17 protein-coding genes are annotated in these 16,617 nt (G+C 33.6%); 3 read left to right on the plus strand and 14 right to left on the minus strand.

Annotated features, from left to right (window positions below; all coding sequences use genetic code 11):
- Positions 1-5 precede the first annotated feature (5 nt).
- A complete protein-coding gene (locus OCL94_RS03100; RefSeq protein WP_262994475.1) occupies positions 6-557 on the minus strand; it encodes an SLOG family protein in 552 nt (183 codons plus the stop codon).
- A gap of 8 nt (positions 558-565) precedes the next feature.
- Positions 566-901: a YppE family protein gene (locus OCL94_RS03105; protein WP_262994477.1), complete on the minus strand. Its 336-nt coding sequence runs from the start codon at positions 899-901 to the stop codon at positions 566-568.
- 77 nt (positions 902-978) lie between these two features.
- Between OCL94_RS03105 and recU the strand changes: the two genes are divergently transcribed.
- Complete coding sequence (recU, locus tag OCL94_RS03110; RefSeq protein WP_262994759.1) at positions 979-1,578, plus strand: Holliday junction resolvase RecU; 600 nt, start codon at positions 979-981, stop codon at positions 1,576-1,578.
- 25 nt (positions 1,579-1,603) lie between these two features.
- Complete coding sequence (locus OCL94_RS03115) at positions 1,604-3,949, plus strand: transglycosylase domain-containing protein (protein WP_262994479.1); 2,346 nt, start codon at positions 1,604-1,606, stop codon at positions 3,947-3,949.
- Between the two features lie 17 nt (positions 3,950-3,966).
- Here OCL94_RS03115 and OCL94_RS03120 read toward each other — a convergent pair whose 3' ends face one another.
- The 11 genes from OCL94_RS03120 to OCL94_RS03170 all read right to left on the minus strand — a co-directional run bounded on the left by OCL94_RS03120 (position 3,967) and on the right by OCL94_RS03170 (position 14,879).
- Entirely contained in the window at positions 3,967-4,284 is a 318-nt protein-coding gene (locus OCL94_RS03120) for a YpoC family protein (RefSeq protein WP_262994481.1), read from the minus strand.
- Positions 4,281-4,934 (minus strand): endonuclease III, encoded by a 654-nt coding sequence (nth, locus tag OCL94_RS03125; RefSeq protein ID WP_262994483.1) that lies wholly within the window; start codon positions 4,932-4,934, stop codon positions 4,281-4,283. Before nth ends, OCL94_RS03120 begins: the two co-directional genes overlap by 4 nt.
- Positions 4,924-5,601, minus strand: a complete 678-nt coding sequence (locus tag OCL94_RS03130; protein ID WP_262994485.1) for a DnaD domain protein — start codon at positions 5,599-5,601, stop codon at positions 4,924-4,926. The genes nth and OCL94_RS03130 overlap by 11 nt, the downstream gene beginning before the upstream one ends.
- 90 nt (positions 5,602-5,691) lie before the next feature.
- Positions 5,692-6,987: an asparagine--tRNA ligase gene (gene asnS / locus OCL94_RS03135; RefSeq protein WP_262994487.1), complete on the minus strand. Its 1,296-nt coding sequence runs from the start codon at positions 6,985-6,987 to the stop codon at positions 5,692-5,694.
- A 2-nt stretch (positions 6,988-6,989) separates the two neighbouring features.
- Complete coding sequence (locus OCL94_RS03140) at positions 6,990-8,174, minus strand: pyridoxal phosphate-dependent aminotransferase (protein WP_262994489.1); 1,185 nt, start codon at positions 8,172-8,174, stop codon at positions 6,990-6,992.
- An 80-nt stretch (positions 8,175-8,254) separates the two neighbouring features.
- Positions 8,255-10,843 carry a helicase C-terminal domain-containing protein gene (locus OCL94_RS03145; protein ID WP_262994491.1) on the minus strand — a complete coding sequence of 863 codons (2,589 nt, stop codon included), beginning with the start codon at positions 10,841-10,843 and terminating at the stop codon, positions 8,255-8,257.
- Positions 10,844-10,852: 9 nt separating this feature from the next.
- Positions 10,853-11,821, minus strand: coding sequence for a biotin--[acetyl-CoA-carboxylase] ligase (locus OCL94_RS03150; RefSeq protein WP_262994493.1), 969 nt, complete (start codon positions 11,819-11,821; stop codon positions 10,853-10,855).
- Positions 11,814-13,037 carry a CCA tRNA nucleotidyltransferase gene (locus OCL94_RS03155; RefSeq protein ID WP_262994495.1) on the minus strand — a complete coding sequence of 408 codons (1,224 nt, stop codon included), beginning with the start codon at positions 13,035-13,037 and terminating at the stop codon, positions 11,814-11,816. Before OCL94_RS03155 ends, OCL94_RS03150 begins: the two co-directional genes overlap by 8 nt.
- A gap of 19 nt (positions 13,038-13,056) precedes the next feature.
- Positions 13,057-14,178: an N-acetyl-alpha-D-glucosaminyl L-malate synthase BshA gene (gene bshA / locus OCL94_RS03160; RefSeq protein WP_262994497.1), complete on the minus strand. Its 1,122-nt coding sequence runs from the start codon at positions 14,176-14,178 to the stop codon at positions 13,057-13,059.
- Positions 14,179-14,187: 9 nt separating this feature from the next.
- Positions 14,188-14,556, minus strand: a complete 369-nt coding sequence (gene mgsA / locus OCL94_RS03165) for a methylglyoxal synthase (protein ID WP_262994499.1) — start codon at positions 14,554-14,556, stop codon at positions 14,188-14,190.
- Positions 14,553-14,879 (minus strand): nucleotide pyrophosphohydrolase, encoded by a 327-nt coding sequence (locus OCL94_RS03170; RefSeq protein WP_262994501.1) that lies wholly within the window; start codon positions 14,877-14,879, stop codon positions 14,553-14,555. Before OCL94_RS03170 ends, mgsA begins: the two co-directional genes overlap by 4 nt.
- 59 nt (positions 14,880-14,938) lie before the next feature.
- Here OCL94_RS03170 and OCL94_RS03175 point away from each other — a divergent pair, with 59 nt between their 5' ends.
- Entirely contained in the window at positions 14,939-15,817 is an 879-nt protein-coding gene (locus OCL94_RS03175; RefSeq protein ID WP_262994503.1) for a YitT family protein, read from the plus strand.
- 80 nt (positions 15,818-15,897) lie between these two features.
- Here the strand turns inward: OCL94_RS03175 and OCL94_RS03180 are convergent, their stop codons facing one another.
- The gene (locus OCL94_RS03180; RefSeq protein ID WP_262994505.1) at positions 15,898-16,593 is read right to left on the minus strand and encodes a zinc metallopeptidase; all 696 of its coding nucleotides are present in this window, start codon (positions 16,591-16,593) and stop codon (positions 15,898-15,900) included.
- Positions 16,594-16,617: the final 24 nt, after the last annotated feature.

Raw genomic sequence — 16,617 nt, forward strand, 5'->3', positions numbered from 1 at the left:
CACCTCTAATTTTCTTGTTCTCTCATATATTCACTTACAAATTCAGATAAATCAAATAAACTTATACTATCCATAGTATAGTTATTTTCAGTCATAAAATCAACGACGGTACGTTTAAAGTATTTTGGACTACCTTCATGTTCTTCATCATAAAATATTAAAGCACCTTCTGTATTATCTATTATAAATTGATTTGTCTGACTAAACATATAACCCCCTTTATAAGGTTCATGATACACACTGTTGATATAATCGGCTTTGCTAATAATTTTTTGATAATACAATTGATTTTCTTCATTCCATTTTTCAAAATGATTTAAAAAAGGTGTGATAATCCCTAATTTAATCGGATAATGCTTTTTTAATCGTATTACAACCTCACCTGCCCATAATTCTGTCCCAAGGTTTCCTTGAATGATGACCCACTCGAGCCCTTCTTCTATGTAAGCTTTAATTCTTTCCTGCAAGAAGCGTTTGATAAAGCGTACTTCTGGCTGATTGTTTTTATATATTCCTAATTCAAATGGTTTATATCCTGTTATATAAATTGTTTTCATAGCACAAATTATTGTTCCGTCTGTCTGAGGATATAGTTTAAATCGTGATTAACAGCTTTAAATTTATCTATAAATAATTTTTTGCTTGTTTTTTCAAAGAAACAATCAACAGATAATTCTCGTAAATGTAAAATGAGCAAAGATAATTTTTGTTCATTCATTAATGGCAGTTGAATTATCGCTGGATGAAATTGTTGTAAGTCTTCGATATGACGATCAATTTTTTCTGTAAACGGCTGTACATCTATAACAAAATTAAAATTGCGTCCATTTTTAGCTTGTGTATAATATATTTCTATAGCGTTCAAATCCTGAATTAAAGTTATAATACATTTCTGTAACATTGAAGAACTCCTTTCATAGATATGATAAAATCATTGTATATATTTTATGATACTCTACAACTAGGATGAGTTAAATGGTGAATTATCCAAATGGTAAAAAGTCTAAGACTCCAGACTTAGTTACAAACAACGAGAAAAATAGTAAAATTGAATATGGTAAACGTGGCATGAAATTTGAAGATGAAATTGATTTGAGTAATCGATATTATCTTCAACAAGATATCGCTATCATCCATAAAAAACCGACACCGATTCAAATTGTACATGTCGATTATCCTAAAAGAGCAAAAGCTGTTATAAAAGAAGCTTATTTTAGACGCGCTTCTACGACGGATTACAACGGTATTTACAAAGGAAAATACATTGATTTTGAAGCGAAAGCTACTCAAAATAAAACAAGTTTTCCATTGATTAATATACACGACCATCAAGTTAAACATATGCAGCAAGTCTATCAGCATGGTGGTATTGTTTTTATTTTAATATGTTTTTCAAGCCTGGATGAAATTTATTTATTGCCTTTTGAAATATTTTTCAATTACTGGCAGCGTTATTTGAATAACGAAAGGAAATCAATTCAGTTAAAGGAAATTAAAAAGAATGGTATATTGATACCATACACTTTTCGTCCTAGAATTGACTACTTAAAAGCAGTACAATCTTTTTATACAGTGTAAGTTTAATGAGAGAGAGGATTTAATAATGGCGAAAAAGAAAAGAAGTTTAAAGCGAACGATTTTACAAGTACTTGGTGGATTGTTTGCGTTAGGCACACTATTAGTCGTGTTAGCAATGTGTTTATTTTTATACTATGCATATAAAGCACCTAAATTTAATGAATCAGCTTTACGTGATCAATTACCGACTAAAATATATGATAAAGATAATAACTTAGTTACGGTATTATATAACGGTCAAAAGCGCGAAAATGTTAAATTCGCAGACATTCCGGATAAGATGCGCAATGCTGTCCTTGCAACTGAGGATAACCGCTTTTATGAACATGGTGCACTTGATTTCAAACGACTAACAGGTGCAATATTTAAAAACTTTACAGGTGGCTTTGGTGCGCAAGGTGCATCAACATTAACACAACAAGTAGTAAAACGTTCATTCTTAACAGATCAAAAATCTATTGAACGTAAAGCTCAGGAAGCTTATCTTTCGTACCGTCTTGAACAGGAATATGACAAGAATCAAATCTTTGAAATGTATATGAATAAAATCTATTATTCTGATGGTATTTATGGTGTTAAAACAGCTGCCAGATATTATTTCAATAAAGATTTAAATCAGCTTTCACTTGCAGAAACAGCTTATTTAGCTGGTTTACCGCAAGTGCCAAACAGCTATAATCTATATGATCATCCTGAAGCAGCAGAAAAGCGGAAAGATACAGTACTTTACTTAATGAATCGCCATAACCGTATTACTAAAGCGGAAATGGAACAGGCACAATCTGAAGATTTAACGAAAAACTTAGTGCCAAGAACGGCAGCTCAAAGACAAAATATAGAAGAAAACGATCCAAAGTATGCTTCATACGTTAACGTAATAAAACAAGAATTAAAAAACAATAAAGAATTTGAAGATAAATCATTAAGTGATGTTTTAACGAGTGGACTAAAAATTTATACAAATATGGATAACAATGCGCAAATTTCATTACAAAATAATGTTGATAATATGGCTATTTATAAGAATAAATATCAACAAGCTGCATCTACAATTGTTGATACACAGACAGGGGCATTAGTTGCAATTAGTGGTGGTAGAAACTATAAAGATGTCGTTGATCGCAATTTAGCTACAGATGTTCACCCTGTTGGTTCTACAATAAAGCCATTTTTAAGTTATGGTCCCGTTGTAGAAAATGAGAAATGGTCGACTAATCACAGAATTCAAGATGAATCTGCATATGATATCAATGGTATCAAATTTAAAAACTATGATACACAAAATCATGGCGTTGTTACGATGCGTGATGCAATTCGTCGTAGTTTTAACATTCCGGCATTAAAAATATTCCAGGAAGTTAAAAACACTGCTGGACATGAAGCATCATATAACTTTGCGAAAAATGTAGGTCTAGAATATCAATCAAAAGATCTTGGACCAGCTGAAGCATTAGGCGGTGCATCGTCTGAATTCTCTCCACTACAAATGGCAAGTGCTTTCTCAGCATTTGGTAACGGCGGAACTTATAATAAAGCACATGCAATTCGCAAAGTTGTAACGCAAGATGATGAAACAATACAATTCGAAACTGTTTCAGAAAAAGCAATGGAAGATTATACAGCGTACATTATTACGGATATGTTAAAAGGTACATTTGAACCGTTAGGAACAGCTTATGGCTCAAGTATTCCGGGCTTAAATTTAGCTGCTAAAACGGGTACTGGAACATACGCAGATGAAACGTATATTAAATACAATTTACCAGACAACGCTGCAAAAGACGTTTGGATTGTTGGATATTCTCCAAGATATACAATGTCCGTCTGGATGGGCTTTACAAAAATGGCTGAAGGTGGCGCAAATTCATTTGTCGGCGCTGAAGAACAATCGCTACCGAAATATTTATTTAAGCAAGTAATGGGTGAAATTAGCCCAATTGATGGTCAGGATTTCACAATGCCAGACAGTGTAGAAAAATTCGGTAACGTTGTTAGAGTAAAAGGTCAAAATGATACGAATACAATCTTAACAAGTAAAGCAGACATTAAGTCGAATCAAACTCCAACCTATTATCCAAATACAATTAATAATGTGCAATCTCAAGAAGTACGTGTGAATAAAACACGTACTTCTGAAGTTGCAACAACTGAAAAATCAACTACTGAAAAAGCAACAACCGAAAGTAAAGCAGTCAATACTGAGAAAAAAGTTGTTACTACGGAAACACCAAAAACAACTGTACCAGCTACTACACAACCAAAAACAACAGCACCAGTAACAGTAGAAGCACATTCAGTACAAGCAAATCCAAAAGTAGTCACACCAAAAACAAATACAACAACAGTAACCACAACTAAACCATCACAATAAAAAAGAAGCGAAACACATTAATGTTGTCGCTTCTTTTTTATGTTTTTTATTGCTAACATCTTTTGAATTTCAATACACATCGTTTTCATCTGTTGATAGCCCATAAAATGATATTTACGGGCTTCAATATATTGTAGTCGCTCATTAAAATTTAATGGGCCATGTTCAAATGTATTGTCATTATTCACTGGATTACTATCGTTGAGTTCACACATTAAATATAACAAACCGTTAAAATATTCATCCAGTAACTTTTGTGCTTCATGACTTGATAATGTTCGGTTACGACTATGTGCATCGATTAATGATTCTAAAGCTTTCATACGTTCCTTCAAGATATAACCACCTTATGTCTTTTTCTCCCTTCTCTACAGTCTTGTAGTAATGGACATTCCAAACATTTCGGATTACGTGCTACACAATGGTAGCGGCCGAAAAAGATTAACTGATGATGAGTTTTATTCCATCGTTCTTTCGGGATTTTACTGCGTAATGTCGATTCAACTTGCTTCACGTTATCTTTCCATTTGCATATTCCTAAGCGCTTTGAAACGCGTTCAACATGTGTATCTACTGCAAGTGCTGGTATGCCATAAGCAACTGAAACAACAACATTTGCTGTTTTTTGTCCTACACCTGGTAATTGAACGAGTTCTGAATGTGTTTTCGGTACTTCACCATTATATTTTTCAATCAGTATACGACATAATGCCTGAATATTTTTTGCTTTATTTTTATACAATCCAATAGATCGTATATCATCCATTAATTCCTCAACACTTACCTTGATATAATCTTCCGGCGATTTATACTTTTGAAACAATGTCTTCGTTACTTTATTAACTAGGACATCCGTACATTGTGCAGATAATAATACAGCAATCGTGAGTTCAAAAGGATTGTCATGGACAAGCTCACATTCCGCATCAGGAAACATTTCATCAATCACATCGAGCATCGCTAAAGTTTTCTTCTTACTGATCATATGGATTCTCCCCGTTCACCCAGTCAAACACCGGTATCTCCGGTATCGTTTTTGTTAAAGTTTTTGTTGGTTTAAACGTATCGCTAATCGCTTTAGATTCGTCAATCGTTTTCACATTTCGCTTCTTCCAGTTGAGCAATATGCGGTCAATATATTTAATGCTTAATTTATTATGACTACTCGCTTCGTTTAATGCAGTAATGATAAGCGGCGCTGAATGATGATCCGTATCGATCCAGTGCGTTATCGTTTCAATTTCAATCGGCGTTAATGGTCTACCAAACGTCACTTCAAAGCGTTCGAATACTTCTTTGAAACTCGCCTGCTGCGTTTGTATATTAGTCGTCTTCATTGCTTCATCTTTCAACTGCATTAAACGTTGCTCAAGTGGTGACAAATCATATCGTTCCTCAAAATGTTGTTCATCGTATTTTTTTACATTAATTTTTATGAAATCTTTACTAATTAAGTTTTGCAAAATAATCATCACTTGCGATTTATCAATACTCATCGCATTGCTGATCGTCTCAAAAGATGGCAAACTATTTTTTTCAGACAACTCAATTATTTTCATGATGAGAATGAGTTCTGTTTCACTCATACCGATTTGATAATAGTGTTCGAATAATATTCGAGGAATCATGATATCTTTTGTAAATATGCTCATTGCTCCTCCTTGTGATAGAAAAATCGTACAGATATATTGCTATATCTATACGATTTAATTCATAATATATTATCATTTGACGTTTACATACTATGGATATAAACGGTTTAATAAACGTGGGAAAGGACTTGTTTCTCGCACATGCTCTACACCTGATAACCATGCAACTGTACGTTCTAATCCTAAACCGAAACCAGAATGCGGGACGCTACCGTATTTACGTAAATCTGTATAGTAGCTGTATGCTGCTGGATCTAATCCATGCTCTTGAATACGTTGTTCTAATAACGCTAAATCGTTAATACGTTCAGAACCACCAATGATTTCTCCGTAGCCTTCAGGTGCAATCATATCAGCACACTTAACAGTACCTTCTTCTTCCGGGTTAGGTTGCATATAGAATGGCTTAATACCCGTAGGATAATTCATAATAAATACCGGTAAATCAAAATGATTTGCAATTGCTGTTTCATGTGGTGCTCCGAAATCATCACCCCACTCGATATCGTCAAAGCCTTGTTCTTTTAAGAATTTAATTGCTTCAGTATAAGTGATACGTGGGAATGGTGCTTTCACTTTTTCTAATTTAGAAGTATCACGACCTAATAATTTTAAGTCTAATTGACAGTTTTTAAGCACTGATTGAACAATATAAGCAACATATTGTTCTTGCACTTTCAGACTATCTTCATGCTCATAAAACGCCATTTCAGGTTCAATCATCCAGAATTCAATTAAATGACGACGTGTTTTTGACTTTTCAGCACGGAATGTAGGACCGAATGAAAATACTTTACCATGCGCCATCGCTGCCGCTTCCATATATAATTGACCAGATTGAGATAAAAATGCATCTTCATCAAAATATTTAGTATGGAATAATTCACTAGTACCTTCTGGCGCTGATCCCGTTAAAATTGGTGGATCAATCTTTGTAAATCCTTCGTTATTAAAGAATTCATATGTTGCACGAATGATTTCGTTACGAATCTTCATTACAGCATGCTGACGTTTTGAACGTAGCCATAAATGACGGTGATCCATTAAGAAGTCTGTACCATGTGCTTTCGGTGTAATAGGATAATCTACAGATTCATGAATAACGTCCATTCCTGTAACTTCCATCTCATAACCGAAGTCAGAACGCTCATCTTCTTTAATAATCCCAGTGATGTATAAAGATGATTCCTGTGTAATCCCTTTAGCAACTTTAAATAAATCTTCTCCAACAGATTCCTTCACAACTACTGCCTGCATAAAACCAGTACCATCACGTAATTGTAAAAATGCAATTTTACCGCTTGAACGTTTATTTAAAATCCAAGCACCAATTGTTACTTCTTGTCCTACATATTTGCTTGCTTGATTAATTGTAATTTTTGTCATAACTATTTCTCCATTTTCTCTTCTACGAATTCTTTGATGCGTTTAATTGCTTCGTGCATAGATTCTAAATCTGTTGCATAACTTAAACGAATATTATTGGGTGAACCGAAACCAGAACCTGGCACTACCGCAACTAATTTTTCTTCTAACAATGCAGTAACAAATTCTTCAGTATTATCATACCCGCATAATTTCACTGTTTCACTAACATTCGGATATAAATAGAAAGCTCCTTTTGGTTTAATACATTGAATTCCTGGGATTTCCATTAATTTAGGATAAATTTCATCTAAGCGACTTTTGAAGATACCATTCATTTCATTTAAGAACGTTTTATCTCCATTATACGCTTCAATTGCTGCCCATTGTGAAGGTGTCGTCGGGTTACTTGTTGAGTGACTTGATAAATCTGTCATCGCTTTAATTAATTTCGCATCTCCACATGCATAACCGATACGCCAACCTGTCATTGAATGACTTTTCGAAACACCGTTAATCACAACAGTTAATGCTTTAATATCATCATTAAAGCTTGCAATACTTACATGTTCTCCGTCATATACTAGCGTTTCATAAATTTCATCAGAAACGACGACAATTTTATTTTTAACTGCCCAATCTGCAATTTGTTGTAGTTCTTCTTTTGTATATACCATACCGCTCGGATTACTTGGTGATGTTAATACTAATGCTTTCGTTCTATCCGTTCTAACTTTATCCAGTACTTCGACCGTTACTTTATATTCAGTAGATTCATCACTATCAGCATAAACAACTTTTCCACCTGCTAAAATAACTTGCTCAGGATAACTTACCCAATAAGGAATCGGGACGATGACTTCATCACCGTCATTTAATAATGCCTGGAATAAGTTATATAAAGCATGTTTCGCCCCACTTGCAACCATAATTTCGTTTAAAGCATAATCTAATTGGTTGTCATTTTTTAATTTTTGTTGAATGGCTTCTTTAAGTTGTTTTAGCCCACCAGATGGTGTATATTTTGTTGCGCCATTTTGAACGGCTTCAAATGCTTTATAAATAATATTTTGAGGTGTATTAAAATCAGGTTCACCTGCAGCTAATCCAATCACTGGTTGTCCACTTGCTTTTAATTCATTCGCTTTCGCAGTTATTGCTAAAGTCGTTGAAGGTGTTAATTTTTGTACACGTTGAGATAATTCCACGATACCTCATTCCTCCTAGCATTTATTATAAGAACAGTTTACCAATAAATCAGGTAATTATTAAGTCATTTACGATATTATTATGAAAAACTTTTATAAACCTGGCTTAGGAAAGATTCAAAATCTTCAATAGCTCCTTCAAATAATTCATAGTTACGTAAAATATGCTTAAATTTATTCGCATATCGACTATCAACTATACGACGATCAAAACATATCATCCAGCCTTTATCATTTTCAGTGCGAATTAATCTGCCTGTTGCCTGGTGCAGTTTATTCACTGCTACTGGCACTTGATAATCTAGAAAGACATCATCCACTTCATCTTTCATTAATGCAATATTAATATCTTTTGGGTGCATAAATGGTAAAGATACAATCATGACACATTTAACACCACTATATTTAAAGTCGATACCTTCATAAAATGTCTGTGTTGCAAGTAACACACCTTTTTCAAGCTGGTTGAATTGTTGATTGAGCTTTGTTGTATTCACATCACTATTTTGCGTAAGAATCACTTGATCGAGTGCAGTATCATATAAGTAATCGCGTAATAACTCCACTTGTTGATAACTATTGAGCAAAATTAATGCTTTACCATCATAACGATTTAAATACAATAAAATATATTCTAAACATTTCTCAATATATTCATCTTGGTGCTGATAATTAAATTGTGGTATATCGTTTGGAATAAACAGTGGTGCTTTCACCTTGTCAAATGATGATTCAAACTTAATGTATTTTTTGCTTTCCATGAATAAATCAGATAAGACGTTATGTTCATTAATTGAATTAATTGTTCCTGAAATAAAGATTTTTGCATCAAAAGCATTGATAATATATTGTTCAATCACACTTCTTATTTTATTTTCTTTTAAAATTATTTGAATGCCAGATTTATTATGATTGTTAAATAATAAATATAACGCACCTTGTGCATCAATATTTTGAACAAATCGTTCAAATGTATGCATTAAATTTTCAATCATTTTTCTTTGCATTTTTGTAATATTTGGGACTAATGCAATGGTAGCCAACGTTTGTTTAATTTCATGTAATAGCAAAGAAATTTCATCTTGGGCAGTTAACTCAGCTTTAACAATACGGTCACTATAATAATGCTGTAATAAGTAATCAAAGAGTTGTTCATACTTTTCATTCATTTGATGCAATTCATTATTGATACTCCCGTATTGAAAGAATGTCAAATCACTTAGTTTTTGCTTCTGACTTACACCAGATGTATCAAATTCCTGAAGTGTTTGTGAAATTATATATTTCAAATCTTGATACTTTATCGCTAAAGTCGTATATTTCAACGCATAATTTAATATTTGATGCGCTTCATCGATTATTAAATGTTGATACTGCTCAAAAACGTTTTGTTTCCGATTCGACAATAAATGTGCATGATTCGTAATACCGATATGTGCTGCATCTGATAATAAATCGAATAAATACGTTTCCTGTTGTTTCGGTAAATATAAACTACGCATTAATTCGAAATATATTTTACGACCACCATTTAAATTCAAGCGTTCTATATCTCCGTCCTGACCACTCATTAAAAAGATGAGTAACTGCATCTTCAATATTAAAATGTCATGATTACTTTTTTGATCTTTTAAAACGTAATCAACAAATTCTATCGTTAAGTAATGACTTTTACTTTTAATGATTTGAAATGGTAACGGTAATCCACAATGTTTTAACAATGCGATATCATAATCAATCATTTGATTTTGTAATGCAATGGTTGATGTTGATATTAAAACCGACTGTCTAGTTTCTGATATAAAATAGGCTGCAGCAAGTAAATAACTTAACGTCTTGCCACTCCCTAATTCCGCTTCAATTGTTATCTCTGATTGATGTTTTAAGCTTAAATAAATTTCAAATGATAATTCATATTGTTCTTTGCGATAGACAAAGTCTAACGAAGCGATGATTCGCTTAAAAAATGATTCAAATGTTTCATCGATATGTAACGGCGCTGAGTGCTTTATTTTTTTTACATAACTCAAACCTAAAGTCGTTTCAAATGGCATAGCACAACCTTTATATTCACGAATTAAGTCAAATAATACTTCATCAAAATGATAACGCATTGACTTTGCAAATTGATACAGTGATTTCAGTGTGTTCATCGGCAAGTTGTTTAGTTTCTCCAATGCGATCATTAATATATTAGCTGTCGCAATTGCATCATCAATTGCACGGTGGGCATTCGTTAAATCAACATGTAATTGTTCCGATAAATAGGACAGTTGATATCTTTCCATTTCCGGAAAAACAATTTTAAATACATCGACCGTGTCCATAATATATTTAGGTTGATAATTAATATTACATTCATTAAAATATTTTTTCAGAAAGTTTAAATCAAAATCCACATTATGCGCAACAAAAACACACCCTTCTAACATATCGTTAAGGCGCGCTGCAAAATCATGGAATGTTGGTGCATTCTCAATCATATGATTATTAATTTTCGTTAAAGATTGAATAAACGGTGGTATCGTTTGCACTGTATGTACAAATGAGTCAAATGTATCGATGATTGTATTATTCTGCATAATGCAAACACCGATTTGAATCATTTCATCAACGTCTAAATTATTCCCCGTTGTCTCAATATCTACAATAGCATATTTTAATGCCATACTTTACACCTACACTTCTATATCAGCACTAATAAATTGATGTAACGCACCATTGTCATCTAATACAACGAGTACACCATCATCCTTTAAATCAACCGCTTTACCGTGAATTTGTTTGTTACCTTCAGTATACCTTAATGTTCTATCCCAAATCATTGAATAGCTTTTATAAACCGATTTTATTTCAGAGAATGGTTGTGTTAAGAACATGTCATAATAATGCGCAATCATATCCATCAATGTTTTAATAAATTGATAACGATCTATTTCTTCTTTTGATTCAATTTTTAAACTTGTCGCTGTTTGGCGTAAACGACCATCAAAATCGTCAATGTTATGGTTAATATTAATACCTATGCCACAAATAACTGTATGAACACCATCTGAATCCCCATTAATTTCAGTGAGAAAACCACATACTTTTTTATTATTGATATAAATATCATTTGGCCACTTTATTTTCGGTTCTAAATGCGTGATAGCTTTAATCGCTTCAGCAATTGCAATTGAAATAAATAAATTGAATGTCGCAATTTGTTGATAACTAATATTCGGATGTAGCACGAGACTCATCCATAATCCCGTATTTTGTTGAGATGACCATGGACGCTTATAACGTCCTCTTCCAGACGTTTGAATTTCACTCAATACTAGCAATGGCTCGTCATGAGTAAGACATAATTCATGCGCAATCGTTTGTGTAGACGTAACTTCTTCGTAAACATATAATTGATCTATTATCGCATCCTTTAAAACATAGGATAATAAGTCTCTGTCCCATTGGTGGGGTAAATCAGTGATGCGATACCCTTTATTTTTAATCGATTCAAAAGTAAATCCTTGTGTTTTCAATGCTTCAATTGCTTTCCAGATAGCAGTGCGAGAAATATTAAAATGATTCGCAAGTGTCTGTCCTGAAACATATTCGGTTTGATGTGCCATTAAATAGGACAATATTTCTTGTTTATATTTAGACATGTTGTTTTGCCCACTCCAGTATTGTTTCTTGTTGATTTAATAATCGACCTTCAATGACTTCAACTTCAATTGTATTTATCAGTGCCTTTAGCCATGGCCCTGGCTGTTTATTTAAATACATCATTAAAGTGTGTCCATTAATTTGTAAATCATCTCTTGACTGAATTGGTAATTGTTGTGCAACATTCATAATTTCCTCACAATCAACAATACCAATAAAATCCAATTCTTCCACCTGAATTAATTTGATTACATTTTGAATTAAATCCGCATCATAAGAATAGACGAATCGCTGTAATGAAATTTTTGGGTTATGAAAGTATTTAAGTATTTCAATACAATCTTTAATGTGCTTCTTTTCTTGATTCGATAATTTTAAATGCGTTATTTCAGATAATAAATCCGTGCCAATTTGTGCTTCATTAAAAATAATATAAGCCACATACGTATTAAAATCAGTAGGATGATGTAATTGATATTGTACCGTATTTGCTTTAATCGCCTTAAAAAATGGTACGTGTACAAACATACTTTGATAAAAAATGTGCAGTGCAGAATGAATGCCTTTTCCTAATACCAATTTCTTCATCTCTGTAATAATTCGTTCTATCGAAACAAATTCAATGGTATGCGCAAATTGATGAATCGCATCCATTGTTTGCACTTCAATATCAAAGTCCAGTACACTTTGGAATCGTATTGCGCGCATCATACGTAACGCATCTTCTTCAAATCGACTTCGCGCATTACCCACTGCACGGATTTGTTGAAGCGCTAAATCACTTTGCCCATCAAAATAATCAATCACTTCCAATGATTCGGTCAATGCTAATGCATTGATAGTAAAATCACGGCGTTCTAAATCAGATTTCAAATCTGATACGAATTGTACTTGTTCAGGACGCCGATGATCTGAATATTCACCATCAATTCTAAATGTTGTGACTTCAAACTGATAATCATGCCACAAAACAAGTACCGTGCCATGCTCAATACCCACAGGTACCGTTCTATCAAAAAACGTAATCATCTGATCTGGTACACAATTTGTTGTAATATCAATATCATTGATATCTTGCCCTAGTAATATATTACGCACAGCGCCACCGACGATATATGCCTCATATCCATGTTGATTTAATACACCGATTACTTCGTTTGCAGCATGAATCAATGATTGTGTCGCTTTATTTAAATGAGATATATCTAATTTCATAATAACTCCACTCATTTTATTATTTTTTTACTAATGAACGGTATATTGCTTCATATTGGTCTGTAATTATGGCTGAATGGAATCTGTCGTTAATGTCAGATTTCATTGCTGTCTGAAACTGTTTATAAAGCGTTTCATTTGTAAGTAATTCAATTGCATATTCACTTGCAGCTTTCGTATCACCGACGTCAACAATATAGCCAGTTTCATTATGTTTAACAACTTCCTGTATCCCTCCAGCTGTTGTTCCAATACAAACGACACCAGTATGCATCGCTTCTAGTAACACAAGTCCGAAACTTTCTTTTTCACTCATCAATAAAAATAAATCTGCCATTTGATAGTAACTTGCCACTTGATCTTGTTTCCCTAAAAACATCACATCATCAGAAACACCTAATTTTTTTGCATATGCTCGCATTTTCGTTAGTTCTGGACCATCACCGAGTAATATCAATTTTGATTTTAATTTATTTCTTACTAAGCTAAACGTTTTAATGACATCTTGAATGCGCTTTACTTTTCTAAAGTTAGAAACATGAATCAATACTTTGTAATCGTCGGGAATACCGTAACACGCTCTGAGTGCTTGATTATCAATTTGCTCAAAATCACGTTCATTAATAAAGTTATATACAGTTCTAATTTCTTTATTCGGTCCAATAATATCGTAAGTTTCTTGTGTCAATGCGTTACTAACACTTGTTACTACATCGCTTTCTTCTATACCGAATTTAATGGCATCTTTTAATGTTGAGTCATATCCTAATACCGTGATATCAGTACCATGCAAAGTCGTAACAATACCAACATCTTTTCGCGCAATTTGACGTGCTAATATGCCACAAATTGCATGCGGTACAGCATAATGCATATGTAGAACGTCTAAATCATAAACATTAATCACCTCCGCTATTTTTGTCGCTAATGTAATATCATACGGAGGGTATTGAAATACCGAGTATTGATTGACATCAACTTGATGTATTGTAATATTGGGCATTTGAAACTGAATTCTAAATGGCGTATTTGACGTAATAAAATGCACTTCATGCCCTCTTTCAGCCATCTTTATTCCAAGTTCTGTAGCGATAATTCCTGATCCGCCCATCGTAGGATAACATGTTATTCCTATTTTCATAATTGCCTCCTAAAGTGATTCAAAATAAGTAATGATAGCAAGTGCGCTACCTTCATTTGTTGCAAGTGGTACATCATATACATCAGATAGACGTAATAATGCACTTACATCAGGTTCATGGGGTTGTGCTGTTAACGGATCTCTAAAGAAAAATATGGCATCAATTAAATTATTCGCCACTAGAGCACCGATTTCCTGGTCACCGCCAAGCGGACCCGATTTAAAACGTTTAACTTCTAATCCTGTTCTTTCCATTACGCGTAAACCTGTCGTACCTGTAGCAAATAGTTCATGTTTACGAAATTCATCCAGATGATGCTCTATAAATTGCACGAGTGCATCTTTCTTCTGATCATGTGCAATGATTGCAAACCTCATGCTTCATCCACCCTTTCAAAGCGGTTTTTATCTCGCTGATTAAATTTATCCATCGTTAGATTAAAACTAGCTGTCAAATCAATATCCATTGAGTTCGCTAAACAAATGAGTACAAATAAATTGTCGGCCAGTTCCATCCCGATATCTTTTTCTTTCTCTGATAATTTCTTTTGTTTAGGTCCGTATACATGCATAATTTCTCGAGAAAGTTCTCCAACTTCTTCTGTTAAACGCACCATATTTTCCATCGGGCTAAAGTACCCTAGTTTAAACTGTTGAATATATTCATCTACTTCATGTTGCATATCTTGTAAAGTTTTCATAAATACCTCCAAAACAATATCGTAATTATGTATAATATTTTGTAAAAGGGGGAGTGCCAATGCAATCAATCATTAAAGTAAAGCCCATCAACATCATGATGATTTTAATTGGTTCATTTATATTTAGTTTTGGTATCGTCAATTTTAATATGGCAAACGCTTTAACTGAAGGCGGTTTTACCGGTATTGCTTTAATATTATACCATTTATTTCAGTTTAGCCCTGCAATATTGAATTTAGTTTTTAATATACCATTATTTTTTGTCGGTTATAAACTACTCGGAAGGTTATCATTTATTTATACATTAATCGGCACTTTAAGTGTATCTTTATTTTTGTGGATATGCGAAAAATATCCTTTACAAATCAATTTAAAAGATGACTTATTACTTGCAAGTTTATTTGGTGGTGTATTTATCGGTGTTGGCCTTGGTATTATTTTTAGATTTGGTGGTACAACGGGTGGAGTTGATATACTAGCTCGCTTAATGAAGAAATTCTTTGAAGTGCCGATGGGGCGTACGATGTTTGCTTTCGATTGTTGTGTATTATTGGCGACTTATTTAACAATCGGGGATTATCGTATTACGATGTATACGTTAGTCTGTGTATTTGTCGGCGCACGTGTAATTGATATGATACAGGATTCCGGCTATTCTGCACGTGGTGCAATGATTATCTCAGACCATCATGAAGCAATTTCAGATGAAATCAGTAACGTACTAGAACGCGGGGTCACCTTAATTTCAGCGAGTGGTCACTATTCAAAAATAGAACGCCCTATAGTATATTGTGTCGTCCCTAGAAATGAACTGACACGACTCAAACAAGTGATTCATAGTATTGACCCTCATGCTTTCGTTTCATTATTAGACGTTCATGATGTGCTAGGAGAAGGATTTACATTAGATGAATTTAAAAAGCCTTTAGAACACTAATAATGCAATATACATTGATAAAAAATAAAAAATGGGCAAGACACTTCGTCATTGCCCTTTTATTATATCAAGTTTCGTAATTAGTCTGCGTTTCTTGCCATCATAAAGAATCTTAAAAACTCTGCAACGGCAACTGCTGTTGCTGCAACATATGTCATCGCTGCTGCTGATAATACACTTTTCGCATGTCGATACTCTTCTTCATTAACAATATGAAGTGCTTCAATTTGTTGCATCGCACGTTTACTTGCATCAAATTCCACGGGTAACGTGACGATTGAGAACAATACAGCAAATGACATAAGGACAACGCCTGCCCAAATAGCCATTGCGCCAATACCGCCACCTTGATGACTTATACCTGTTAACACAGCACCAATCATGATTAACATGTAACTAAATGTCGTCCCTAAGTTTGCTAAAGGAACCAATGAACTACGCACTTTCAACATTCCATAACCCGTCGCATGTTGAATCGCATGACCTACTTCATGGGCAGCTATCGCAGTACCTGCAACACTTGGTTGTCTAAAGTTAGTTGGACTTAATACGACCACTTTTTTTGAAGGATCATAATGATCTGATAAGAATCCTTCGCCTTCAATTACACGAACATCCGTAATACCATTTGCTGCAAGTATTTCCTCCGCAACTTGTTGACCTGTTTTGCCACTCGTTGAACGTACACGACTATACTTATTATAAGTAGATTTCACTTTATATTGAAAATACATCGGTACTAACATAATAATAATAAAATACAAAATATAACTCATAAATGTATTTCCTCCTTCAGATTA

This window comes from Macrococcus capreoli (assembly GCF_025628935.1).
GTDB classification, from domain to species: domain Bacteria; phylum Bacillota; class Bacilli; order Staphylococcales; family Staphylococcaceae; genus Macrococcoides; species Macrococcoides capreoli.

Excerpts from the sequence above, each read along its gene's own strand:
- nth (WP_262994483.1), bottom strand. The coding sequence starts at position 4,934 with ATGATCAGTAAGAAGAAAACTTTAGCGATGCTCGATGTGATTGATGAA.
- OCL94_RS03105 (WP_262994477.1), bottom strand. The coding sequence starts at position 901 with ATGTTACAGAAATGTATTATAACTTTAATTCAGGATTTGAACGCTATA.
- OCL94_RS03150 (WP_262994493.1), bottom strand. The coding sequence starts at position 11,821 with ATGTCTAAATATAAACAAGAAATATTGTCCTATTTAATGGCACATCAA.
- OCL94_RS03180 (WP_262994505.1), bottom strand. The coding sequence starts at position 16,593 with ATGAGTTATATTTTGTATTTTATTATTATTATGTTAGTACCGATGTAT.
- OCL94_RS03115 (WP_262994479.1), top strand. The coding sequence starts at position 1,604 with ATGGCGAAAAAGAAAAGAAGTTTAAAGCGAACGATTTTACAAGTACTT.
- OCL94_RS03145 (WP_262994491.1), bottom strand. The coding sequence starts at position 10,843 with ATGGCATTAAAATATGCTATTGTAGATATTGAGACAACGGGGAATAAT.
- bshA (WP_262994497.1), bottom strand. The coding sequence starts at position 14,178 with ATGAAAATAGGAATAACATGTTATCCTACGATGGGCGGATCAGGAATT.
- OCL94_RS03175 (WP_262994503.1), top strand. The coding sequence starts at position 14,939 with ATGCAATCAATCATTAAAGTAAAGCCCATCAACATCATGATGATTTTA.
- OCL94_RS03130 (WP_262994485.1), bottom strand. The coding sequence starts at position 5,601 with ATGAGCATATTTACAAAAGATATCATGATTCCTCGAATATTATTCGAA.
- OCL94_RS03155 (WP_262994495.1), bottom strand. The coding sequence starts at position 13,037 with ATGAAATTAGATATATCTCATTTAAATAAAGCGACACAATCATTGATT.
- OCL94_RS03170 (WP_262994501.1), bottom strand. The coding sequence starts at position 14,879 with ATGAAAACTTTACAAGATATGCAACATGAAGTAGATGAATATATTCAA.
- OCL94_RS03100 (WP_262994475.1), bottom strand. The coding sequence starts at position 557 with ATGAAAACAATTTATATAACAGGATATAAACCATTTGAATTAGGAATA.
- asnS (WP_262994487.1), bottom strand. The coding sequence starts at position 6,987 with ATGACAAAAATTACAATTAATCAAGCAAGCAAATATGTAGGACAAGAA.
- mgsA (WP_262994499.1), bottom strand. The coding sequence starts at position 14,556 with ATGAGGTTTGCAATCATTGCACATGATCAGAAGAAAGATGCACTCGTG.